Raw genomic sequence first — 21,908 nt, forward strand, 5'->3', positions numbered from 1 at the left:
CTCCATCCTGCTCCCCGCACCGCGCGGCCGGGGGGAGCCGAGCCGTCAGCGCGGGGTCGTCTCCTCGCGCACGACCGCCGCCACGACCCGGAACGCGGCGCTCGCGGCCGGGACGCCGCAGTACACGCCGGTCTGGATCAGCACTTCCCTGATCTCCTCGGGCGTCAGTCCGGCGCGCAGCGCGGCGCGGGTGTGGGCGGCGAGGTCGTCCAGGTGGCCGCCCGTGGCGAGCGAGGCCAGCGCCACCACGGCCCGGGTCCGCCGGTCGAGGCCGTCCCTCGACCACACCTCGCCCCAGACGTGGCGGGTGGTGAGCTCGTCGAAGTCACCGCTGAAGGCGTCGGCGCCGGCCCGCTCGGCGTCCACGTGCGCGTCGCCCAGCACCTCGCGGCGGATCCGCATGCCGCTCTCGTACGCGTCCGCCGCCGCGTCGGGGAGCACGGCGGGCTCGCCGGAGGCGGGGGCCTCTTCCGGGGCCGGCGCCGGGGCCTGCGGGGCGAGCGGGACCAGCGGGGCCAAGGGGGTCTGCGGGGCGAGCGGGGGCTGGGCGGTCGGGGGCGCGGGCGGCGCCGCGTGGGCCGGGGCGGGCGCGGGGATCGCGGTGAGCGTCTCCTGCCAGGACGTGGAGAAGTGGCGTACGAGGAGATCGGTGACGGCGCCCGGCTGCTCGACCGGCGCCAGGTGCGAGGCGCCGGGCACCACCGCGAGGCCGGCCCCCGGTATGCCCGCGACCAGGGTGCGTGCCTCGCCGGGCCCGGTCACCCGGTCCTCGGCGCCGACCAGGGCGAGCGTGGGAACGGTGATGCGGCCCAGCTCGGCGCGGATGTCGAAGGCGGCGAGCGCCTCGCAGGCCGCTACGTAGCAGGCGGGGTCGGTGGTGCGCACCATCTGCACGGCCCACTCGACGATCGCGGGCTGCGCGGCGGCGTAGGCGGGGGTGAACCAGCGCTCGGGCGCGGAGCGCGCCATCGGGTCCATGCCGTTGGTGCGCACGACCACCCCGCGCTGGCGGTACTCGTCGGCGGTGCCGAACCGGGCGGAGGCCGCGACCAGGGCCAGCGAGGCGAGCCGGTGCGGGTGGCGCAGGGCCAGGTCGGCCCCGATGGCCCCGCCGATGGAGCAGCCCACGTATCCGAACCGGCTCACGCCGAGCCCGTCGAGGGTGGCGATCAGGCGGTCGCCGAGCTCGGCGACCAGATGGGCGGGCTCGGCGGGCGCTCCCCCGTGCCCCGGCAGATCGAACCGCACGACCCGCCAGGCCCCCGCCAGCTCGGGTATCTGGCGATCCCACATGTGCCATGTGGTACCCAGTGAGGGACCCAAGACCAGGACAGGAGCGTCTTTTGGCCCGTCAGAGCGGTATTGCAGGGTGTTCGTCAGTGTCTCGCTCACCCGGCTGACCCTCTCATCTCTCACAAAATTACACATCGGCGGGGTGAACCTCCTCGGCTCACCCACTCCGGTGTTCGCTCGGACGATACGCCGGGCCTCCTCCTCCGGAGGGTGCGCGAGAGCTGGCGTCTCTGGCCAGCCCGCAAGGAGGGTTCGGTGCAGATTGGCTGTGGCACCCCTCGGCGGGCGGGGGGCCATCAGCGTGCAGGCCCGTCAGGCGCCACGCCCGCCAACGCGTGAACAGCGCGTGCGTAGGAAGACCGACCTCTCCTTGATCAGGACCCTGCGTACCGAGACGAATGTCGCCCAGTCGCGGCTGCCCGCAGGTCGGCATGAATCCGTCTCATCTCCGTCGGCCGGACGACGGGGCGGGTCGTCTTGTCGGCAGATCGCGCGGCGCCCGCTGCTGCTCCACGCCGCCGTGGAAGCTATCCCATGTGGAAGCGGCATCGCGGAGGTCCTCTACATTCGGCTTGACGTACCACTTCTTGGTCGTCTTGACGTTCTTATGGCCAGCCCATCGCGCGAGGATATGGTCCGGCACGCCGTTGTTGGCTAGGAAGGTGAAGCAGGACGCGCGGGCGTCGTAGAGCCGGACGCGACGAAGTCCAAGAAGGTGCATGAGCCGGTACGCCCGCCGCCGGAGCTGCTTCATCGTGAAGGCTTGTCCCGACTCATGCACCACCACATAGGGAGACACTTCATACGCCTCCCCCAAAGCAAGCCTCTCCTCGGCCTGGAGAGCCTTGAAGGCTTTTAGAGCGGCAAGCGCTGGAGTCGGCAATGGCAGGTCCCGCTCACCAGCGAGCGACTTCGTGTCCTTCTCCACCACATACCGATTACCCATCATGGTGCGCGTGTTGGCGATGACAATAGTGGCGTTCTCCAAGTCAACGTCCTCCCATCTAAGGCCGCAAACTTCAGCCGGGCGAAGACCCATGAGCGACAGAAGGAGCGGAGCGTAAAGACGCTCTACCTGAATGCCCTGGATGAACCTTTGAACCTCCTTAACATTCCAGGGCGGGACTTCTTCCTTAGTCTTTCGCTCCTCTTTCCGCACCCTGCGAGGGATGTTTACATGTTCAGCCACGTTCATTTGCACCAAGCGTCGCGTAACAGCCCTTGCCAGCGCCTCCTTGAATCGGGATAGGCTCATATCCACACTCGTGACGCTGAGTGGTGTACCAGCCCTCTTGCCACGTACGCGGCCATGAGCCAGCGCCCAGTCCCTCCACTCCTCCACGTGCTCTTCAGTGAGATCTTGAAGCCGTATCTCACCGAGCCTTCCGCGGACCCTTTCTAGGCTGATTCTGTAATTGTAGATGGTGGTCTCTTCGAGATCCTCCGCTTTCATTGCCAGCCACCGATCGAGCCACTCATTCACGGTGATCTTGTTGGGCGGCACGAGCGAACCTTCGTTCCGCCGATTCGCTATGTTGGCGTACGCGGCTTTCGCCTCCTTCAGGGAATCGAAAGTGCGCATCAACTGCTTACGTTTACCAGTCTCCGGATCTGCCCCTACATCGACAACAAATCGATACCTGACCTTCCCCTTCGAGTTTGGTGGCAGTTTTTTGATCGGATCAGACAGGGTACTCACGCCTCTCAATTTAGACAGAATTTGCTCGTTACCCACCCACTAGCCCGCGGGCGAATCTCTATGCCAGCCCGCCATAGCTCCACCGCCCAGCGCAGCTGAAGACGAGCAACACCAATGGTCCGCACGATCCCCGGTTTCGCTAACCGGGGATCGTCTGCTATGTATCGCCCAGCGCGCCAGAGGGTGTGCCCTCTGCTCCAGCACAGGTCATGACGCCAATCGCTAGGACCGCAGCGCAGGAGTTGCGCCGTCAGTGACCAGCATCAGCAGACCGTCATCGGTAAGACGGTCGAGGCTCCGAGCGACAACACGCTCCGGGGCGCCGACGGCTCGGGCTAGTGGCGAGTTGCGGCTCCAGGATGCGCCGCGACGTGTGCGAGGACCGTGCTGTCACGGCGGTAGCCACGTTGGCCACGTTGCAGCAGACCCTCGCCGAACAGGCCGACGGCGCAGACGCAAAGGCACAGCGCCGTGGAGAGAGATCCGTAGTCCTCAGTCCTATGGGCCGTCCACGCGTTCAGGGCGCCTAGCGCCAAGAGGATGGGGGCGGTGAAGCGGACAGACCGGATAGCGGGCTTAGACAGGTGGACCTCCGTGGAGTCGGACGCTCGGTCACGAGACCGAACGAGTCGGCTGCGGGCTGTCGTGCGGCGGGTCGGCGCGCCCCCACCAGGAGTCCGCATCCCTTTCCTGACCTGGTGTTTTCCGGGACGATTTACGTTGACATGGTCTCGAAAGAGCTTCCAGTCCCTTGGCGCTCTTTCTCGTCTGCCGTGGGCTGAACAATGCATCACCCCGAGGGCACCAGGGGTCCCTCCGCCACAGCCCGTTGGGCGGCACGCACACGCCGAGGCCACGTAGCCGTTACCCGACCTTCTCGATGAGGTGACCTTCACCGGGAAGGTGAAGCGGCGCTCCCCACCCGGGACCGTGGGCCGCTGCATGAATGATCAGGTCGGTAGGTGAGTCCAACCCATCCCCGCTGGTGTCCACCACCCGTCGGCAGCTGGATAGGGTCGCGGTATCCGAGCTGGAGAGGTAGACGTATGGCCCACGAGATCGTGATCGCGCAGACGACCAGTGACAACGAGGATCAGGCGAAGGCTCTCGCCCGAGGCGCGGTTGAGAGCAAGCTGGCGGCGGGCGTCCACATAGATGCGCCCATCACCGCCTTCTACTGGTGGAAGGGGAAGGTCGAAGCGGCACAAGAGTGACGGATCTCGTACATGACGTCGGTAGACCACCTCCCAGCACTGGAGGCGTGGCTGCACGAGAAGCATCCGTATGAAGTCCCCCAGTGGATCACACTGCCCGTGACCGGAGGGTCGACGGCGTACCTGTCCTGGGTGGTCGACGAGACTCACCCCCAGTAGGGCCGGCCACCCAGCAGCTCGCCCTCACCGCGCCAGCACGCCGGGACGACTCACGACGCGAACGCCAGCAAGTGGCCAGCCAGATCGCGCTCTGTGTCGGGGAGCCACGCGGCGATGCTCTGCGCCCGCTGACGTCCCATGGTGTTCGGCTTCAACTCTGCTGCCGATGCAGGTTGGGCCGGGGTATCGCACGCGTGAGTGACATTCCCACCCAACCAGAACGCGCGGGCGTCCAGGCGACGGCCACCAAGTGGGCTGCACTGCGCTTGGAGGAAGGCGAATGCCTCCCACCAGCACCACCAAGCGCCCACCCCCGGCTTTGGCCAACGAATTACGGACGCTTTGACGCATCGTGCCAGTAGTCGACGAGCATCTCGGCGGGCCAGGGCGGCTGTTGGACCGGGCCCCGTGGCCCCATCTGCTCAAAGTGCGGGCCCAAGTCGATGATGGGCGTCCCATCGACAGCGTCGAGGTCGGTGACCAGGAGATCTCGGCCGTCCACCTTGAGCAGCCGCGGGTGGCTGACTGCCAGCTGGTTCGGCCGCCGGTGATTGCGGTGGACGAAGGTTCCAGTTGCCGGCCAGCGCTGGTTCCCCCGGGGGCTACGCGCGTGAAGTTGTACGTCTTCTGGCTGCGCCAGGTGGAAGTGCCAGATCACCTCAAGGTGAGAGAACTCCTCGATTCCCTGCAGCGTTTCGAGGGGGTACTCGTCGTCAAGCCGGATGATCGATTCGACCCCGCCCTGATAGTCGTCCTGAACGCGCGTGTGGCCCCCGACGACCGTCGCGACCGAGCTAACCTCGTATGTGGTCACTGTTGTTCGCTCTCCCTTCGCGTCCCAGCTGGTACGGCGAGCCGAGGCCGACCTGACCGCCGTGTCAACAATCAGCCTATGGCGCGGAGGATTTCGCGTGCACGGCGGTCCAAGTCCGCAACGGGCCGGCCGCCTCGCTGCCGGACGGGCGACAGGTCGCTCTGCATCCGGACAATGACGTCCCGGGCTCGCCCGGAATGGATGCCGGACATGGCGTCGAGGGCTTGGTTCCAGGTGGAGCACGCCTCGTCGAGGTGCCCCTGTTTGACTTGGACCGCGCCCAGGTACCCCAGCGTCACACTGTGCGTGCGGGCGTAGAGCTGACGCCAGCGGGTGGCGACGCTGCGCTGGAAGTGGGCTTCAGCGTCCCGCGGTTGGCCAAGATCGCGCAGCGCGCAGGCTGTCTCGTGAGCAAGGGACGCCTCCTGGAAGAACCCGACACGGTTCGGTGCCTCGGCACTGTCCGCATGCGACAGGTCCCGCTCCGCACGATTGATAGCGCCGAGGGTGCCGCGGCGGTCACCGGCTGCGGCCAAGGCGCGGGCGTGGACGATGCTGATCAGCGCTCGTTCCCTGGGGCCGGCCTGTCCGTAGCGGTCGCTCGACATGGAGGCGCTTGCCAGGTCGAGCGCACGCTGGGGGTGGCCCAGGTCCACGGCTTGGTGGGCCAGGGCGCGCAGGATGTGACCGCTGAGCGGTCCGTCGCCCGCTTCGGCAGCGACGCGGGCCGCGAGGGTGAGGTATCGCTGAGCGGTGCGGTGCTCGGAGGCATCGAAGGCCATCCATCCGGCGAGGTAGGTCATTTCCGCGACGGCCGAGTATGTCTCGCGGCGCATGTCTTCGGTTGCGAAGCGACTGCGCAGGAGAGGTACGCCCTCCTCCCGCAAGTACCTGACCAGAGTGCGGCGCCCTCTGCCACCGCCGTGCTGCTGATCGCGAGCCGAGAAGTAGTTCGTCAGGTCTCGCAGTTCGTCAACGTCTTCAGCGGTGACCTGGTGGGAAGAAGTGGGGCGGCGGCCCTTGGCCACGGCCGGTGCGGCCTCCCACCAGGCTGCTGCGGGGAGGGCAAGGCCGGCTACAGAATAGGCGGTCGCCGCCAGCATCTTGCGTCGTTGCATGTCCAGGTCGTCGCTTCCCAGGTCGGCCAACAAGCTCAAGGGGTCGACGCTCCAGTCGGGTCCGCCGTCCGGCTGGCCCGTTGGCCCGGTGAGCCCGATGTCCGCCAGGGTCAACCGGCGGCCGAGCCGGCGCGACAGCGTCTCGCAGAGGATATGGGGCGCCTGCCCGCTTGGTCGCGTGCCCAGCACCCACATCGAGATATGCGAGCGCGAGACTCCTGTCAGATCCCGTGCCCCGCACTCGGTGGCCACACGGACGAAGGCGGTAGCCGCCTGCGTCTGCGTCCAGCCGCTCTCTGCGAGAACCGCGGCCAGCGCGGCGTTGCGTGTGCGGGCCATAGCGCGCCCCTCGGTTCCGAATCGATCTTTGGCGGCCTCGACAACTTTGGCGGCCTTGCCAGCCGCTCGGGGATGCCGCGTGCCGCGATTCCACGGTTTGCTCAACGTAGCGGCCAGATCACTGACTTCGCACCGCGTCTACCGGTCTGCGTCGCCAACTCTCGCCCAAACTGGCAGATTTCAGAGGGGAGTCACGTGATGGGCAGGTCCCGCAGGCGGGCGTGGCGCCCATGTCATCGCCCCGGAGGCTCCTCATGACTCCCGTCGCAGCACCACTATCCGCCGTGCCGTCACAAGACGGGCGCGCCTTCGAAGTGGCCTTCCCGCCGGACAAGGTGCGGGTCGCTCACATGCGTCGGATCACCCGGGCGTTTCTGCGACACGAGCACATTGATGAAGCCGTCGTGGAGGACGCGGTATTGGCCGTTTCCGAGCTGGTCTCCAACGGCGTGCAACACGGCCGTGGGGAACTGGGGTTGCGGGTGTGGTGCTTGGAACGAGGCGTGCGGGTCGAGGTGAGAGATAACAATCCGGCCCCGGCCAAACTGCGCGTCGCCGCCCCCGACGCTGAGTCCGGGCGTGGACTGTGTCTCGTCAACGCGCTGGCGCACGACTGGGGCGTCAGTGACAGCGGCGCAACTACGTGGTGCGAGCTGGGGTGGGCGACATGCTGACAGCACACACCACTCCGCCGACCACTCAACACGAGCCGCTCCCGGTTCGCACCAAGGTCACGTCCGTCCCCACACGCCCGTGGACGTCCTCACACGACGATGAGACGGTACGGCGGTTCATGCGCTCTCTGCATGAGTGGGCCAGCGTGGACTGGGACCAGGTGTACGAAGACCTCGACGCCGTCCTGCACGGCGAGCAGGAAATGAGTCACCACGCCGCAGGTTCGTCTAGCCCGGAACCGTTACGGCGATGCTCCGATGCCGAAAAGGTGATCGAGCGTCTGTGTATGGCCCTCAAGCTCCTCACAGCCCGCGCCCAGCATGACCGGGCCGACGAGAAGCACCCGGCCATCGCACACCTGATCAACCTGGCTCGTGCCCTGCGCGCTCAGGAAGTGGCCGACGATCCGGACCAGGTGCTTGGGCTCGCGCGAAAGCTGGCGGCAGTCACCTTGGATCTCGTCGAGCGCCTGGAGGAGACCGGCACCGTGAGGGGGCTGACCGAATGCTGACGACTGACCCGGCGCCCGTCGGCCGCCTCACGGTGTCCCTCCGCCCGGCCACCGAGGCGTACGACTACGACTACGTCGCACAACGCCTCGCCGATCCCGCCCTGCTCGCCGGCGCCGTCGCGGTGTGTGTCTTCCGGGCCCCTTTCCTGGCAGTGCCCGTGGGCGGTACCCGCCGCGGCGGGTACCTGCCGGTCGCCGGGTTGTTGGGGGCGGTAGAGGCCCGCTCCCTCCTGGCAGACCGCCATGGCTTCCCTAACGCCCGCGTGTGCTGGTCGCCCTACAGCGACGCCTGCCACACCGTTGAATGGGGCGAGCCGGCTCCACCCTGGTGGGAGGACGACGCGGTGGTCGGCCGCTTCTACGGCTACAGCGAAGCCGCCATCGCCGCGTACTGCCATCGCCGCGCGCGGGCGGGGCACGATCCGCCCGCTCCCTAGAGTTGGCCATCTCCCCATTGCTGCCCTGGGCGCAATGGCGAGGTGGCCGCCCCAAACGGTGCTCCTTCGTACCTCATCAGGCCGCGAGCGTGCGAGGCCCGCGCGCGTTCGTGTGCGCCGTCGAGGTGAGCGAACGGCGAAGGAGCAGGCACGGCGCACGGCTGTCGACACCCCCCGGCCAGTCGTGCGGTGTGCCCCGGCCGCCCTCTTCAGGAAGAGCGGCGGCCGGCCCCAGTCTCCTGATCTCCACACCCGTGTCTCCCTGTACCTGGAGGACGTCGTGACGTTCGCCCTTCCGCCCGCACCGCTTGGCCCGGCCCCCGAGCCGGAAAGCCAGGCCGAGGAATCCGCCCCTAAGCAGCCGGACACTCCTGCGGCTGCCCCTTCGAGCAGTTGAGGACCCCGACCACCATGTACGAGACCTTCCTCGACGAGGACTGGGGCACCAGCACCGGCACACGGTTACGCCGCCCCTATACCGAGGAGCACCTGTACCGCACCGCACGCATGAGGCATCTGTCGGCGCTGCGCCGGGAGATCAAAGCGGTGGTGATCGCGGCGCGGGATGATCGGCCTGTCATCACAGACCTCTACGCACTGGGCGTCGAGCCGGTCAATTCGCACCTGCGCGCCCAGGTCTATGCCGAGAGCCAGGGCTTCGCTGTCGGGCGCCGATTCAGCGACCGGGATGGTGCTGCTGATCCCACGCAGCGCCCCGGATGGCTTGAGATGAGTGCGCACGTCGCCGGCGGTTTCGCGCACGGCATCGTCGTGGTGGGCGCCTCGGACATCAGCACCGACCACGACGAAGTCGAGATCACGCTCCGGTGGGCACAGGCGCACTGCGCGTTCGTCGATTTCGTCGTCGCCCCCTTTCTCGTCCCCGCCCGGACGCCCCAGGCGTCGGGCCTGTGAGTGAGACGCAAGTGACGGCTGCTGCCCGAAAGGCAGGCACCTCCTGGCTCGGCGACACCGCGCATGTTCTGCTGCGTCAGATCGCGCGCGGTGACCGCCCGCCTGGCCATCAACTTCCCCGGCCCGCAGATCTCGCCCAGGAGCTGGGCGTCTCAGAGATCGTGCTGCGCAACGCACTGGACGCCCTCACCGCGCTGCGTGTCCTCAAGCGCAGCAAGGCACTGCGCCTCACAGTGGCCCCGGATAAGGACTGGAGCATCACGCTTCCGGTCCCCCGCGGCAAGGCCATGCCGATAGCGCGGCGCCTGCGAGAGGCAGTACGCGCCGGCGTCTACGACGCGAGCGGCGAAGTGCCCACGGCCCGCGTCCTGGCCAGCCGCTATGCAGCCACAGCCGCGGAAGCGCAGGCGGCGCTGCGTGAGTTGGCAGCAGAAGGACTGATCACGCTGCCTCCCAACCGCAGCCCCCAGGTCCGCAGAGAAGAAGACCGCACACCGCCCTCTACCGGAGAACCCTCGTGAGCCCATTCAACGTCTCCGCAGCCTCCGACGCCTGCATCGGCCTGCGGCACGCCCTGGACGCGGCAAACATCAACTGCTTGGATCCCGCGCTCGATGACGACCACCTGATCCACATCGAGGACCTGTCCGAGTCGGCAGGCCGTGAACTCCACAGCCTGCTTGCGGCGGGTGTGGCTGGCCATGCCGCCGCGCCCGAACCGTCCAAGGTGCTGGCTCCTGCGGAGATGTCCGTGGCCGAGACCGTCGCCGTGCGCAACGACTTTCACGAGCTGCTGGCCGGCATGGCCATCGGTGACCTGAGCGTCCGTATTCACCGCGACAGGCCCGTTATCCACCTGCGCAACCTCGACACGTCAGGTGCGCAGACACTCACCGCTCTGCTGTGGACCGGCCTCGTCGACTTCCTCACCGCCGCCCGCGACCTGGACGAGGCCCTGCAACAGCACGACCTGACCGAAGACGGCGCGCTCAGGCCGCGCGTCAGGAACCTCCGCATCACCCTCGGCAAGGTCACCGTCCCCACTGCGGCCCGCTTCGCCAGCCTCCTCGACGGAGAACCGGTCGCTGGCGACCTTGAGTGCCCCGAATACGCCGAGGCCGCAGATATTGCGGACCGCCTGGCCAGGGCCGTGCAGGCGGCGGCCGGCTTCATGGATGTCGAGATGCGCTACTACTGCCACGAGTGCGGCCACGACTCCACCATCAAGCTCGGGGAGATCCGCCTCGATGTGGCCCAGCGCCTGGCAGCCGCTCTCCAGACCGCCACGGAGCAGCACGTGGACCTGTCGGTCTAAAACCGCTCACCCTTGCCCCCTCTCCGGTGAGCACTGTTCCTCTCGCGTCCTCAACTCCTGTTCAACGAAAGCGATTTCAGATGAAGACCGCACACGCCACTCTCATCCTCGCGACTGTCGGAGCCGTCGGCGTCGGGCTGTCGCACAGGCACCACCGCCAGCAGCTCGACTTCCAGGCGGTCGCCATGCACCAGGCGTGGCTCCAGGAGGCCGTGAACAGCCCCAAGCTCCAGGAGCTGTGGGCAACGGCGCAGGGCGAGCTGTCGGCCGAGGAGCACGTTGACCTGTGGCAGGCCAACAGGGTCATCGCCTTTCTGTGTGCGAAGTTCCGTGTCGGCCTGCTGACCAAGGACTCGCTGCGTGTTCAGGCGCGGCACGTGATGAAGGTTCCGGTCGGACGGCGTTACTGGGAGGTCTTCGGTGCTTTCCGTGAGGAGGAGGCGACCGACTCTGTGACGCGCCGCTTCAACGCGATCATGAACGACGAGTTCACCGCCGTGTCCGGCAGCGGCGCTCTCACAGCCTGACCCAGGCCGCCGTACGCACGGGGCGGCTGGCCTCGGACTCGCAGCCGTCCGAGGTCGGTCGCGCAGGACTCGGCGTGCGACCTCCGGCCGAGCGCTTGGCCGCCCGACTAGGGCCCTCACCTTCCCCGGCTTCGGCCCCCATCATGTGTTCTCTGCAACGGAGTTGACTCATGCGCTATCCGCTCGCGCCCCGGCTGGGCACGCCTCAGTCTCGTCGTCCTGACGGGCGGGGCCCGGGGTCTGCTGGGCCTGGGTATGAGCGGGATCAGGCAGCGGCAGCCGCGGAGACGGTGGCGCTCGTGCTGGACGAGGACTCGCCGCTTCCTGAGAAGCCGGCCGACGTGGAGGACCTCGTGCGACGGCTGCGCGGCCACATCATCCGACTGAGCGTCGCCGTGCCGCCGCACGGGCCGGCGGTGCGCCGCGCCCAGCGGCTCGCCTCGGCGCCTGCACCCGACGGCTACGTACCAAGCCGAGTTCATCTGGTTCATCTGGCCGAGGCAACCCAGGAACTCTTGGCCATCGTGCGGCCCCACAACCAGGTCGACAGCGTGCCCCCGTCACCATGCAGGTCGAGACGATGGCGGAAGCCGCAGATCAACACGCTGCGCGGCGCCGTCTTCGCCGTCGCCTTCGCCCTGCTGATCCTCGCCGCATCGCTCCCCCGGACATGACCCCCACCGGGGCAGCTCTGGTCGCTTCGATCCTCGGGCCCATGGCCTGGCTCATCCTTCGCGGTGATCGGCCCAAGGGACCTGCCCCTCCCCTTCACACCGACTCAACGGAATCCGACCCGCCCCCGGAGGCGCCCCTCATGACCGCATCACCCGCTCCCCTCGCCCCGCCGGCATCGACTGAGGGCGTGCTCCGCTCTGCCGCCGGCACCCCCCTTTCACAGGGAACGCCGTGCAGGAGTGGAGCTTCCCTTGCCCTGCGGGCCGCCGCCCGTCAGTCGGGCTGTAGGCCGGCCATCGTGGAGCGTGTCATCAGCACCTCGGACGGCGTCCCCGGGGCGTCCGCATTTCAGTCCGCGCTGTGACCGGCAGCGAACCAGGAGCGGCCCTGGGCCCAGTGGGTTACCCATCCGGTGAAGCCAGGGGTGCCCGGCATCGGGGAGGTGCCCGGCGAGGTACCGAAGGGCATTGCGCCGTACTCGTCGATCAGCCAGACGTGACCGCGTTGCGGGCCGGTGACGATCAGGTGCCAGTACATGCCGCAGCCGTCGGTGCCCAGCACCAGGGAGCCGTGGTCGGACGCGGCGTCCGTCCGGGCCTCAAGCTCGGGTTCCAGCAGTGCGTCCTCGTCTTCCTCGTCGTTCTCCCATATCCACGTCGCGGTGAGGGGAAACGGCTCGGCGAGCAGGCGCTCGGGGCGGTCGGAGCCCCAGTCCGAGGGTGTTTGCGCGAAGGGCAGCAGTCCGTAGTAGGGGGCCCGGCGCGCAGGCCGTCGCAGACCTCCGCCACGAACGTGCGGTACGGCTCCGGCAGCACGATGCCGTGCTCCGCCTCGAAGGACCGCACGGCCTCCCAGCCGGCCGGCGGCGCCGCCTCGGGACGGAGCGCGAAGATCTCGCGGAGGCTGGCCAACTCGGCCGGGTCGCAGGTTTCCGTGTTCATGCCAATCATCATGCAAGAACCAGAAGAGACGGCCTATGCGGCCATCTCTCCGCGCAGCCGTTCCAGGGCAAGTTCCGCGGCTCCATGCACCCCGGGCAGTCTGCTCCCGGCCGTGCGCATGATCCTTTGGAGCTGGTGTGGCAACCGCTGCGCCGTTGCTTCGCCAACGGCCGAGTTCAGGGCGGTGGTGGCGCCCTGCACATCGTGGGCTGCAAGCATGATGCCTGCCACGGTGATCAACTCGATCACCCTCCATTGGGGGGCTACCGCGAGGGTGGGCGCCGGGCCGTTCTCGGTGAGCCGTATGGCGACTTCCAGCCGGCCGGTGTCCGCCAGGCCGCGCAGGCGGATCTCGTGCAGGGCAAAGGGATTGAACAAGCTGGTGTGCGGGACGCTGTCCAGCAGCTGCTCGGCCTGCTGGATCGTCCGGTCGAACAGCGACGCGTTGCCCAGGGCGCCGGCCGCGCGTGCCAGCAGCGGCAGGGCTGCGGCCCGTGCGGCATCGTCGGGGGCGAGCGCGACCGCGCGGACGAGGCGGTCGACGGCCGCTCCGCGGATGCCCGCCTTGCGGCACTCGTTGCCGTGCATCCGCAGTGCGTACCCGGTGAACTGCGGATCGTCGGCGTAGGCGGCGAGCGCCAGGCCCTTGAGTGTCCAGATGGCTGCGGTGCCCAGTCGTTCCTCCGGCAGAACGTTGCCCAGGGCGACGCCCAGGCCGATCCGGGCGCGGCCGAGCAAATGCAGGACTTCGCGTTCATCGCGTCCCTCCTCCAGGCGTGCTTCGAGCCGGGCCACCAGGGGCCACAGCTCGGAGACCGCTTCGGAGGCGTGGCCGGATTGCCGGGCGATCTCCGCGAGGCGCACTGTGGAGGCCCCGAACTGGATCATCGCCCGGTGGTCGGCGTCGGCCGGGTCGGTGATCCCCAAGACGTGCGGGGGCAGATGCAGCTGGGCACAGATATGGCGAAGGGATCCGATGTCGTCGATGCGTCGTTTTCCCAGTTCGAGGGCCGACACGTACGTCTTGTCGTAGCCCAGCAGCGCTCCGAGGTCAGTCTGGTTGAGACCGTGAACACCGCGGTAGAAGCGCAGGATTACGCCCAGCTCGCGGCTGTTGAGGATGGTCTGAGCCTGCTGGGTCGCCCAGTGCCATTCGGCATGTTGCGCGAGCGGGCGCACCAGGGCAGTAGGGGAATTCTCGCTGCGGGTGACAAGGCCGTGTTCAGCCATGCCTTGCTACATCCGTTCGCATTCGACCACGCCGGGTGCGTGCAGCTGGAGCCACGCGGCGATCGACCGCTTGTAACCGTCCGGCATGTTCAAAGCCGGCACCTGGGCCGCCGTGAACAGTGCGAGTTCCTTGTGCTCGTGGCTGATCACCGGCTCCATGCCCGGTGTCAGGTTGCGGCAACCGTACGTGACGATCAGGACCCTCCGCCCGGGGATGGGCTCGTAGATCCACGTTCCACCTTCCAGGATCCGGTCGGCGGTGACGGTCCAGCCCGTCTCCTCGGCGATCTCACGCTCGACGGCGGCCTCCGGCCTGGCATCGGGAGCTTGTGTGCCGTCCGGGCTGCCGATCTCCAGGCGCCCGCCCGGCAGCTCCCACTCACCTCGTTCATTGCGCAGCAGCAGGACGCGATCGGTGGCGTCAAGCACCACGCCCTTGACCGAGACGGGCCACAAGGGCGGCGTGTACGGCATGAGGTTCCTCGTCCAACGGGGTGTGCAAGGGGCGATCGGAACGTAACACGGTAGTCAGGAGCGCCGGAGGTTCCATATGCAGAATGTTGGCCCGTGGCGGTGCGGCCCGTCCTCGCAGCGGGAGGCAAACCCATGTGACGATCCTGAGGACCCACCGGGCAGTGTCGGAAGGCACCCTAGAATCCCGTCGTCGCCCCGCCGGCTTCGTCCAAGAAGGCGCGTACCGAGCTGACGAACGCGCTGCGGCCCTCCTCATAGCCGGTACGCGGTCGGAACCAACGGTCTTCTGCCGACAGGAGGCGCCAGGACACAGGGTTACGAGCAACGCCCAGGAGCCGGCGCAGGTCATCCTCCGTTTGTACGCCGCCCTCGGCTGGGGCGCCAGCGACCGCGAGGACGCCGCTCTCCCTGACCAGGTACTCCAGGAAGCCGAGGTCGTCAGGGCGGTCATCCTCGTCCCGGTCGCCCCAGCCTTCGAGCATCTCGTACGCCAACCAGGCGCATCTGTGTGCGTCGCTGCCCTCACATCGTTCCTCACACCGCTCCGCGTTTCCCGGACACCACCGTCGCTCCAGGGCCTCCAGTGCGGACCGGACGACGGCTCGGCTGGCCGCGTACCGTTCCATGAGCCAACACCGACCCCGCAGTGCCTCCGCATGGCGGACGACCGCGTCGGGGCCAAGGATCCGCAGTCCCGCGCACGCCTCGGTCAGCGCTTCGCTCCTGGCGCGCAGTTCGTCACTCCGCGACAGCGGGTCGAGCTCCTTCAGCCGCCACACCGCGTCGGCGAAAGCATCCGAGGTGCGCAGGAACGCCCTCCACGCCGCGCACCGCTCCGCCTCCAGCCGCAGCCGCCGTTCCACGGCGGCCTGCGTGCTCATCGACTCCAGGGCGAGGCGCCGCCCGAACGTGGTCTGCCAGCGCGCCACCATCACAGCGGCAAGAGCAGCCACCCCCGAGAAGACCGCCCCCAGTGTCGTGAACGCAGTCTGCACATCCTGTCCGTCCATTCGAACATCGTGCACACCCAGTGGCACACGAGCACCGCCAAGACCGGAACAGCGCACACCTTGTCGCGTGGCAGGCAGGAGCATGTCGTTGCATGTTCAGAGGCGATCGCGGAAGGCCGGAATCGAGGCCCCGTTGAACGAAGCGTTGCACACCCACATGCTCCGTTCCGCCAACTCGTCGGCACACCCGCCCGCCAAGCCGACTGCTCATCCCGCCAACCACGGCGCTCATCCGCCACCTCAAGCGCTCCCCGACCGCAACTTTGCGGCAGCGCCGTCGTGCTTACAGCGCTCCCGCTTAGAACATGCGTACTATTTAGGCATGCCGACGACCGCCACCCTGGCGCCTTTCTTCTGCGCCTCGACCTCCGCTGGGGTTGATCTGGCACCTGAAGAAGTGCCAGGTGAGCGCTGTGTATGAGATGCCCACGTCCCAGCGGCTTCAGATGCACCGCGCCGTGAGGGACTGGCTGGAGTGGCAGCTGAGGCAGGAAGAGCAAACGATTCATGCCCTGGAGCGCCGGGAGGCGGAGGAGCAGCGTCGCAGGGAGGTCGCGCGACGCGAGCGGCGCTGGGTGCTGCAGGCAGCCAGAGCAGCGGAGGGACATCCGATCCTCCACCGGGGCGGTTGCGCGCTCGGCGCCAGGGGCGGGACCGGCGAACTGCTGGAACGCGATGATGTTGTAGTCATGGCGGAACGGCACCCGGATCTGGAGATGTGCGCTGTCTGTGCCCCCTGGGGGAGCCTCGGCCTCAGCAGACCTGGCCCGCGTGCAAGCGCGGCCGAAAGCGATCTCTAACCCCGCCGGCACTTCGGGGGGCGTGGCCGGATCGGGCACTTGCGATCGAGGCGCCGCGGTCCGGCCGGAGGCCACTGCTCGCGCTTCTACTGTGCGGGGCGTCCAAGCTGGTGGACGGTCCAGCCCGCTTCGCGCCAGCTCTGGGCGTCCAGGGTAGTGCGGCAGTCAACGAGCAGGGCGGTGCGGGGACGGCTGGCCAAGGCGTGAGGGTCGGCCGTCTGGTACTCGGGCCATTCGGTGGCCAGGACGACGAGGTCGGCGCCGTCCAGAGATTCCGCCAGGTCTTCGCTGTAGTCGAGTTCCGGGTTGCGGATCATTGCGGTAGGCACGGCCTGCGGGTCGTGCACGGTGACCGTGGCGCCAGCTTGTTGGAGTGCTTGGGCGAGGGCGAGCGCCGGGGATTCGCGGACGTCGTTGGTGCCGGGCTTGAACGCGGCTCCCCACACGGTGATCCGGGCGTTCTTGACGGGGCGGTCACTCAGGGCGCGGGTGATGAGGCTCAGCGCGACGTTGGTGCGCTGTTCGTTGATCACCTCTGCGGCGCGCAGGAGGGTGGCTGCCTGATCGGCGCCGAGTTGCCGGGCGCTCGCGGTGAAGGCGCGGACGTCCTTGGGGAGGCAGCCGCCGCCGTAGCCGATGCCGGGCCGCATGCCGTCGGCGCCGATGCGGGGGTCGATGCCGAGGATGTCCACGATCTGGGAGACGTCGCCGCCTGCGGCCTCGCACATATCGGCGACGGCGTTGATGTACGAGATCTTCAGGCCGAGGAAGGTGTTTGCGGCGCCCTTGGCCAGTTCTGCGGTCTGCGGGTCCGTGACGAAGATGGGCACGCCCGCGTCGATGATCCCTGCGTACACCGCGCGGATGGCCTTCTCGCCTTCTGCGGTGGTGACGCCGGCGATGAGGCGGTCCGGGCGCAGGGTGTCCTCGACGGCGTGGCCTTCGCGCAGGAACTCGGGGTTCCATACGACTTCCACGCGCTCGCTGGCGGGGGCGAGGCGGTGGGCTAGCGCGGTGACCTGTGCGGTGGTGCCGACGGTCACCGTGCTCTTGCCGACGACCGTGCACGGCCGGTCGAGGTGGGGGGCGAGCTGGCGGATCGCGCCGAAGACCTGCGCGGTGTCGTAGGAGCGGCCGTCGGCGTCGATGGGGGTGCCGACGCCGATGAAGTGGAGCTCGGCGAAGGCTGCGGCTTCGCGGACGTCGGTGGTGAACCGCAGTTGACCGCCGGCGGTGTGGCGGGCGAGGAGTTCGGGCAGCCCGGCCTCGTAGATGGGGCACTGGCCCGCGTTAAGCCTGTCGACCTTGGCCTGGTCGACGTCGACACCGAGCACTTCGTGACCGAGTTCGGCCATCGCCGCCGCGTGCGGGATGCCGAGGTGTCCACAGCCGATTACTGAAACGCGCATTCCTTGACTCTCACTCTGGAGGGAAGGCCCGTGTGCGGGGCCGGGGAACAGGCAGACTCAGAGGCTAACGCCCTTCCCCGGCCCCGGAGTTCAGGCTTGGGCTCCGCCAAGATCCAAGAGACGCTCCAGGTCGCTGATCGCATCGGCGGCCGTTCGCCGTACGACCACGTCACCGGTCTGCGGCGCCTCCAGCGGGTAGGCGAACCACGAACCGTCCGGACGGGGGAACCCCTCCGGGTCGACGATGAACACCTTGAGCCCGGCCGCGCGCGCCCGCTTGGCCACCCACCGGCGGTCGGCGTGCAGCCCGATCACGACCAGCGCCTTCGCGTCCGGGTGAAAGGTGACCGGCGGGATCCGCTGGTCGTAGCGGCGCATGAACTCCTCCTCGAATCCGGCGCGGGCACCGAGCGCGTCGAAGTTGTTCGTGATGAACGGGCCGACCATGTGCTCGGCCTCCTCCAGGCGCTTCAGCGCCCGCAGGGCCGGGGTGACCTCGGCGTTGAAGCACGCCCGGTACATGTCCGACAGCTCACCGACCTTGTTCTCGGTGTCGAGGAACATCTCTGCGAGCAGCGGGTCCCGTCCCGGGGCCAGGACGAAGGTGAAGCCCTTGCGCAGCTGCTCGTCCTCGATCTCGTTGACGTGGTAGATCTCGTGGAGCCGGTGCAGGGGCGGGATCCCGGCCTCGTAGGAGACGCCGCAGCCGGCCTCGACCTGGAACGGCAGGAAGTCGGTGAGCTGCGCCAGGTCGTCGGCGTAGATGGGCTGCCCGGGGGTGTCCTTGACCCGGACGCCGTGGGTCAGGACCTCCCAGGGCCTACGCCGGATCGCGCGCGGCGGGAAGGTGTTGACCGAGGTGAACATGGTGTCGATGACCTCGTAGTCGTCCGGAAGGCGCCGGCCCGCTCGCAGGTCCTCCGGGTGCTCCTCGACGCGCACCATGTGGACGCGCAGGTCACCGAACTCGAACCGGCCGGGCCCCGTCTCCTTCCAGCCTCCCTCGGCGAGCATGGCGTGGTTCTCCTCCCACGCCGTCTCGATCTCGGTCTGCGGCGCGGCCACCGAATGGTAGAGGTACAGCTGCTGCATGGCCAGCGACGGCGCTGCGGCGGTGTCTACGAGTCCGAACTGGTGCCAGTAGTGCACGATGCGACGCCGGGCGTCGCCCTCGCCGGTCCAGCCGGAGTTAGCGGCGGTCTCCTCCTGCTGGGTGCGCCGCCAGATGCCCTCCTCCACGAAGCGGGGCCGGTCCGCGGTCACCCCGTAGAAGTCGTGCCACTTGCGGAGCTGGTCCTCGTCGAGCTGGTCGATGACCGTGACGGGAAACTGCATGTCGTCTCCTCGAACTCTGATTCACGACAGGCCGGCCCCCGTGCGGGGGCCGGGCCGGGGGTTAGCTGAGGGCGGCCACCGCATCGGTGAGCGCCATGGTCAGGGCGTCAATGTCCTCGGCGCTGGAGGTCAGCGGGGGTGCGACAACCAGGCCCTCACTTCGGGGCTCGCCGGCGCCGGTGAAGGGGTAGAAGAAGACGCCGCGCCGCTCGCACTCCTGCATCAGGGGCCAGAGCAGGCCGGGCGTCACCTCGACGCCGTAGAGGTGGCCGATGCCGCGTACGTCCCGTACCGGTTCCCAGCCGGTCAGCGACCGCAGAGCCCGGCCGAGCCGTTCCCCACGGGCGGTGAAAGCACCGAAGTCCAGGGACTCCAGCTCGTTCAGAACCCCCAGGCAGACCGCCGCCTGGAGGGGATGGGCGGCCATCGTGCCCATCGCGGGCAGCGGGTCCGCGTCCCTGTGCCGCAGGAGCGGCGCGATCTCCGGCGACACGAGTACGGCGCCGACGCCGACGTAGCCGCCGCCCAGGCCCTTGGACAGGATCACCAGATCGGGCTCGCACCCGTCCCAGTGCTGGCTCGCCAGCGGCGTGCCGGTGCGCCACAGCCCGGTCAATACCTCGTCGTGGATGACCAGGACACCGCGCTCGCGGCAGATCTCCGAGACCCGCCGCAGGTAGCCGCCCGGAGGTACGAAGGCGCCGCCCGTGCTGCCGTTGACCGGCTCGATCAGCACCGCGGCTACGTTCTGCGCGCCCCGGCTGTCGATCGCCCGCGCCACCTCGTCGGCGCACGACGCATCGCAGCCGTGCCCTTCGTGGGCGTGGCCGTGCGTTGGAGGGTAGGGCGCGGGGAAGGCCGGGCCGAGTCCGTACCGGTCCTCCGGGCGGGGGTTGCGGATCTGGTTGCCGGCGATCCCGAGGGTGAAGACGCTGTTGCCGTGGTAGCTCAGGTTCGACGTCAGGATGTCCCCGCGCGTCTTGCCGTCGCGGACCCGGGTGATGTTCCGCGCGAGCCCCACGGCGACTTCCACCCCGAGCGTCCCGCACGTGGTCAGCGCGACGTAGTCCTCGGGCCGGCCGACCGCGCGGCACAGACGCTCCATCAGTTCGAGCTGGACGCGAGGCTGGACGACGGCGGCCCCGCCGAAGGAATAGCGCGTCATCTGCTGCTCGATGCGGGCGAGGACCATGGGGCTACCCTGACCTACGTTCGCGCATAAGAGGCCGCTCGATCCGTCGAGGATGCGCTGGCCGTCGGCACGGTGCAGCCATGCGCCGTCGGATCCCACGACCTCGAAGTCCGGTAAGGGTCTGGATGACGTGAGCAGTCGCCGACGGTGGGACAGGTACTGATCCATGAAGGGCCTCCTCGCGGATGCGCTCGTCGAGTAAGGGAGAGGGCTGGTTCATCCGAAGGATCTGGGGACGCGTGCCTCCTCGGTGTTCTGATGAGACCGCGCCGGCCTATGGCGTTGACAGAGCGTTGCCTCTGACCGCAAAGGGCCTTGCATGAGGTGCAAAAAGAGGTGCACCCTGCCCCAGGGCCCATATCGGGCACTCGAGCGAACAAAGGACCAGGAGCCGGACATGACGACCGATGCCGGAGACGTCGTACGCCGGGTCCGCAAGCAACTCGGCCTGACCCTTGCCCAGTTGGGTGCACGAGCTGGTTACTCGGCCGCCCAGGTGTCGCGCTACGAGCGCGGGATCTCTCCGCTGACGGACGTCGATGTGCTCTGGCGGTTCGCGACAGCGCTCAGCATCGCCCCAGCCGACCTGGGACTGTCCCCCAGAGCCGCCACGACTCGATCCGGCCAAACGAGCGCGCCCAGTCGCTGGCCGCGCCTGCCCGCAGTCCAGGCGAGTCGAGAGCGCGAGGAGGACGGGGACGGGTTCGCGCGGCGGAACGTGCTCGCGGCGGGCCTGGCCATGACGGCCGCCGCCGCGACCGGGATCGCCCTGCCGGCCGCCGCTGAGGAGCAGGTCCCGGTCGAAAAGGTCCTCGTGGGCCGGCTCCGGGACGCCATGCTCGGCATCTCCCCGACCGAACCGGTTCAGGCACCAGCCGCGACGGAGCTCGACAGGGCGCTGGCCGCCTTCCACCTCTGTGACTACACCAGCCTCGCGCACCGCCTTCCGGCCGCGATCCGCGCCGGCCACACCCAGGGGGCGGGAGCGGAGCGGGAACTGGCCGGGGCCTACATCCTGGCCACGCGCATGCTCGTCAAGCTCGACGAGCAGCAGCTCGGATGGATGGCCGCCGACCGGGCCCGGCAGTACGCCGAGGCTCACGGCGACGTCATGCAGTCCACCGAGGCCGCCCGGCAGCTCGCGGTCCTGGCCCGACGGGCCGGCTGGGCCCGCGAGGCAATGACCCTGGCTCTCACCGCGGCGGACGATCCCCGCCTGCGGGCCGCGGGGTCCGACGGCACAGCGCAACGCGGGCTGCTCGTGCAGTCCGCCGCCTACACCGCGGCCCGTGGCGGCGACGCCCAAGGCATGCGCGACCTCACCAAAGAGGCCGCCGCTATCGCCACCACCCTGCGTAGCACTACCCGTCTGCGCAACCACGGCGGCGGATTCAGCCCGGCCACCGTCCAGCTGCACCTCGTCTCGGCCGAGAATTCCACCGGTGACCCCAGCCGCGCCCTCGCCGCCGCGCAGGCCCTGGCCCCGCAGGAACTCCCTACCGCCGAGCGCCGCGCCCGCTACTACACGGACGTCGCCACCGCGTACGCCGCCTGGGGGCGCCGCGACGAATGCGTACGCGCCCTGCTCGCCGCCGAACGCGTCGCCCCAGAAGAAACGCACGCCCGCCCCGCCGTGAAGTCAATGATCCAGGGACTTCTCGTATCCGGCCGTACGACCGGGGAGCTCAGGGGGCTAGCCGCCCGCTCGGGCCTTAAGGACTAGGTCCTCCGGCCCGCCTGACTCAGCGAAACGAAGTGGCTCAAAGATCATTTACAGGATGGTGCACGTCCGGTCGGTTTTGCCGCTCGGGTGCGGCGGCGCAGGA

At 68.6% G+C, this 21,908-nt stretch carries 20 protein-coding genes and 2 pseudogenes; 11 read left to right on the top strand and 11 right to left on the bottom strand.

From position 1 onward, the window contains the following. Positions 1-45: 45 nt before the first annotated feature. Positions 46-1,428: an alpha/beta fold hydrolase gene (locus ACGF3I_RS08680; protein WP_393129897.1), complete on the bottom strand. Its 1,383-nt coding sequence runs from the start codon at positions 1,426-1,428 to the stop codon at positions 46-48. Between the two features lie 307 nt (positions 1,429-1,735). Next, positions 1,736-2,992 carry a tyrosine-type recombinase/integrase gene (locus tag ACGF3I_RS08685; protein ID WP_393129898.1) on the bottom strand — a complete coding sequence of 419 codons (1,257 nt, stop codon included), beginning with the start codon at positions 2,990-2,992 and terminating at the stop codon, positions 1,736-1,738. A 1,046-nt stretch (positions 2,993-4,038) separates the two neighbouring features. Between ACGF3I_RS08685 and cutA the strand changes: the two are divergent. Further along, positions 4,039-4,365: pseudogene (gene cutA / locus ACGF3I_RS08690) on the top strand (divalent-cation tolerance protein CutA). A gap of 331 nt (positions 4,366-4,696) precedes the next feature. On the opposite strand, the gene ACGF3I_RS08695 reads toward cutA, so the two are convergent. Then, a complete protein-coding gene (locus tag ACGF3I_RS08695) occupies positions 4,697-5,179 on the bottom strand; it encodes an SAM-dependent methyltransferase (RefSeq protein WP_393129899.1) in 483 nt (160 codons plus the stop codon). Between the two features lie 71 nt (positions 5,180-5,250). Then, positions 5,251-6,636 carry a Tat pathway signal protein gene (locus tag ACGF3I_RS08700; protein ID WP_393129900.1) on the bottom strand — a complete coding sequence of 462 codons (1,386 nt, stop codon included), beginning with the start codon at positions 6,634-6,636 and terminating at the stop codon, positions 5,251-5,253. A gap of 284 nt (positions 6,637-6,920) precedes the next feature. Here ACGF3I_RS08700 and ACGF3I_RS08705 point away from each other — a divergent pair, with 284 nt between their 5' ends. From ACGF3I_RS08705 to ACGF3I_RS08740, 8 genes are all read left to right on the top strand, one after another. Continuing rightward, entirely contained in the window at positions 6,921-7,310 is a 390-nt protein-coding gene (locus ACGF3I_RS08705; RefSeq protein ID WP_393129901.1) for an ATP-binding protein, read from the top strand. A gap of 146 nt (positions 7,311-7,456) precedes the next feature. Beyond that, the gene (locus ACGF3I_RS08710; RefSeq protein ID WP_393129902.1) at positions 7,457-7,822 is read left to right on the top strand and encodes a hypothetical protein; all 366 of its coding nucleotides are present in this window, start codon (positions 7,457-7,459) and stop codon (positions 7,820-7,822) included. After that, positions 7,816-8,259, top strand: a complete 444-nt coding sequence (locus ACGF3I_RS08715) for a DUF6302 family protein (protein WP_393129903.1) — start codon at positions 7,816-7,818, stop codon at positions 8,257-8,259. Before ACGF3I_RS08710 ends, ACGF3I_RS08715 begins: the two co-directional genes overlap by 7 nt. 411 nt (positions 8,260-8,670) lie before the next feature. Then, a complete protein-coding gene (locus ACGF3I_RS08720) occupies positions 8,671-9,174 on the top strand; it encodes a hypothetical protein (RefSeq protein ID WP_393129904.1) in 504 nt (167 codons plus the stop codon). Then, positions 9,171-9,695 (top strand): GntR family transcriptional regulator, encoded by a 525-nt coding sequence (locus ACGF3I_RS08725; RefSeq protein WP_393129905.1) that lies wholly within the window; start codon positions 9,171-9,173, stop codon positions 9,693-9,695. The genes ACGF3I_RS08720 and ACGF3I_RS08725 overlap by 4 nt, the downstream gene beginning before the upstream one ends. Further along, positions 9,692-10,489 carry a hypothetical protein gene (locus ACGF3I_RS08730; RefSeq protein ID WP_393129906.1) on the top strand — a complete coding sequence of 266 codons (798 nt, stop codon included), beginning with the start codon at positions 9,692-9,694 and terminating at the stop codon, positions 10,487-10,489. The genes ACGF3I_RS08725 and ACGF3I_RS08730 overlap by 4 nt, the downstream gene beginning before the upstream one ends. An 80-nt stretch (positions 10,490-10,569) precedes the next feature. After that, entirely contained in the window at positions 10,570-11,016 is a 447-nt protein-coding gene (locus tag ACGF3I_RS08735) for a DUF6082 family protein (protein ID WP_393129907.1), read from the top strand. 290 nt (positions 11,017-11,306) lie between these two features. After that, positions 11,307-11,690 carry a DUF6415 family natural product biosynthesis protein gene (locus ACGF3I_RS08740; RefSeq protein WP_393129908.1) on the top strand — a complete coding sequence of 128 codons (384 nt, stop codon included), beginning with the start codon at positions 11,307-11,309 and terminating at the stop codon, positions 11,688-11,690. A gap of 349 nt (positions 11,691-12,039) precedes the next feature. On the opposite strand, the pseudogene ACGF3I_RS08745 reads toward ACGF3I_RS08740, so the two are convergent. From ACGF3I_RS08745 to ACGF3I_RS08760, 4 genes and pseudogenes are all read right to left on the bottom strand, one after another. Beyond that, positions 12,040-12,644 (bottom strand): annotated as a pseudogene (locus tag ACGF3I_RS08745) (SMI1/KNR4 family protein). Between the two features lie 21 nt (positions 12,645-12,665). Next, on the bottom strand, positions 12,666-13,862 hold the full coding sequence (locus tag ACGF3I_RS08750) for a helix-turn-helix domain-containing protein (protein ID WP_393129909.1): 1,197 nt from the start codon (positions 13,860-13,862) through the stop codon (positions 12,666-12,668). 6 nt (positions 13,863-13,868) lie between these two features. Further along, positions 13,869-14,336, bottom strand: a complete 468-nt coding sequence (locus ACGF3I_RS08755) for an NUDIX domain-containing protein (RefSeq protein WP_393129910.1) — start codon at positions 14,334-14,336, stop codon at positions 13,869-13,871. A 176-nt stretch (positions 14,337-14,512) separates the two neighbouring features. Then, positions 14,513-15,346 (bottom strand): hypothetical protein, encoded by an 834-nt coding sequence (locus ACGF3I_RS08760; protein WP_393129911.1) that lies wholly within the window; start codon positions 15,344-15,346, stop codon positions 14,513-14,515. Between the two features lie 446 nt (positions 15,347-15,792). Between ACGF3I_RS08760 and ACGF3I_RS08765 the strand changes: the two genes are divergently transcribed. After that, the gene (locus tag ACGF3I_RS08765; RefSeq protein ID WP_393130205.1) at positions 15,793-16,146 is read left to right on the top strand and encodes a DUF6233 domain-containing protein; all 354 of its coding nucleotides are present in this window, start codon (positions 15,793-15,795) and stop codon (positions 16,144-16,146) included. An 86-nt stretch (positions 16,147-16,232) separates the two neighbouring features. Here the strand turns inward: ACGF3I_RS08765 and ACGF3I_RS08770 are convergent, their stop codons facing one another. The 3 genes from ACGF3I_RS08770 to ACGF3I_RS08780 all read right to left on the bottom strand — a co-directional run bounded on the left by ACGF3I_RS08770 (position 16,233) and on the right by ACGF3I_RS08780 (position 20,250). Then, positions 16,233-17,555, bottom strand: a complete 1,323-nt coding sequence (locus ACGF3I_RS08770) for a UDP-glucose dehydrogenase family protein (protein WP_393129912.1) — start codon at positions 17,553-17,555, stop codon at positions 16,233-16,235. A gap of 90 nt (positions 17,556-17,645) precedes the next feature. Beyond that, a complete protein-coding gene (locus ACGF3I_RS08775; RefSeq protein WP_393129913.1) occupies positions 17,646-18,890 on the bottom strand; it encodes a hypothetical protein in 1,245 nt (414 codons plus the stop codon). A 61-nt stretch (positions 18,891-18,951) separates the two neighbouring features. Continuing rightward, on the bottom strand, positions 18,952-20,250 hold the full coding sequence (locus ACGF3I_RS08780) for an aminotransferase class III-fold pyridoxal phosphate-dependent enzyme (RefSeq protein WP_393129914.1): 1,299 nt from the start codon (positions 20,248-20,250) through the stop codon (positions 18,952-18,954). A 229-nt stretch (positions 20,251-20,479) separates the two neighbouring features. Here ACGF3I_RS08780 and ACGF3I_RS08785 point away from each other — a divergent pair, with 229 nt between their 5' ends. After that, positions 20,480-21,805, top strand: a complete 1,326-nt coding sequence (locus ACGF3I_RS08785) for a helix-turn-helix domain-containing protein (RefSeq protein ID WP_393129915.1) — start codon at positions 20,480-20,482, stop codon at positions 21,803-21,805. The last annotated feature ends 103 nt before the right edge of the window (positions 21,806-21,908 follow it).

Origin of the sequence: Streptomyces sp. NPDC048111, from assembly GCF_043202815.1 — a bacterium.
GTDB lineage: Bacteria > Actinomycetota > Actinomycetes > Streptomycetales > Streptomycetaceae > Streptomyces.

What these genes read in the sequence shown, in the direction of transcription:
- ACGF3I_RS08770 (WP_393129912.1), bottom strand. Translation starts at nt 17,555, where the DNA reads ATGCGCGTTTCAGTAATCGGCTGTGGACACCTCGGCATCCCGCACGCG.
- ACGF3I_RS08680 (WP_393129897.1), bottom strand. Translation starts at nt 1,428, where the DNA reads ATGTGTAATTTTGTGAGAGATGAGAGGGTCAGCCGGGTGAGCGAGACA.
- ACGF3I_RS08720 (WP_393129904.1), top strand. Translation starts at nt 8,671, where the DNA reads ATGTACGAGACCTTCCTCGACGAGGACTGGGGCACCAGCACCGGCACA.
- ACGF3I_RS08735 (WP_393129907.1), top strand. Translation starts at nt 10,570, where the DNA reads ATGAAGACCGCACACGCCACTCTCATCCTCGCGACTGTCGGAGCCGTC.
- ACGF3I_RS08700 (WP_393129900.1), bottom strand. Translation starts at nt 6,636, where the DNA reads ATGGCCCGCACACGCAACGCCGCGCTGGCCGCGGTTCTCGCAGAGAGC.
- ACGF3I_RS08750 (WP_393129909.1), bottom strand. Translation starts at nt 13,862, where the DNA reads ATGGCTGAACACGGCCTTGTCACCCGCAGCGAGAATTCCCCTACTGCC.
- ACGF3I_RS08715 (WP_393129903.1), top strand. Translation starts at nt 7,816, where the DNA reads ATGCTGACGACTGACCCGGCGCCCGTCGGCCGCCTCACGGTGTCCCTC.
- ACGF3I_RS08755 (WP_393129910.1), bottom strand. Translation starts at nt 14,336, where the DNA reads ATGCCGTACACGCCGCCCTTGTGGCCCGTCTCGGTCAAGGGCGTGGTG.
- ACGF3I_RS08780 (WP_393129914.1), bottom strand. Translation starts at nt 20,250, where the DNA reads ATGGATCAGTACCTGTCCCACCGTCGGCGACTGCTCACGTCATCCAGA.
- ACGF3I_RS08775 (WP_393129913.1), bottom strand. Translation starts at nt 18,890, where the DNA reads ATGCAGTTTCCCGTCACGGTCATCGACCAGCTCGACGAGGACCAGCTC.
- ACGF3I_RS08760 (WP_393129911.1), bottom strand. Translation starts at nt 15,346, where the DNA reads ATGGACGGACAGGATGTGCAGACTGCGTTCACGACACTGGGGGCGGTC.
- ACGF3I_RS08785 (WP_393129915.1), top strand. Translation starts at nt 20,480, where the DNA reads ATGACGACCGATGCCGGAGACGTCGTACGCCGGGTCCGCAAGCAACTC.
- ACGF3I_RS08765 (WP_393130205.1), top strand. Translation starts at nt 15,793, where the DNA reads ATGCACCGCGCCGTGAGGGACTGGCTGGAGTGGCAGCTGAGGCAGGAA.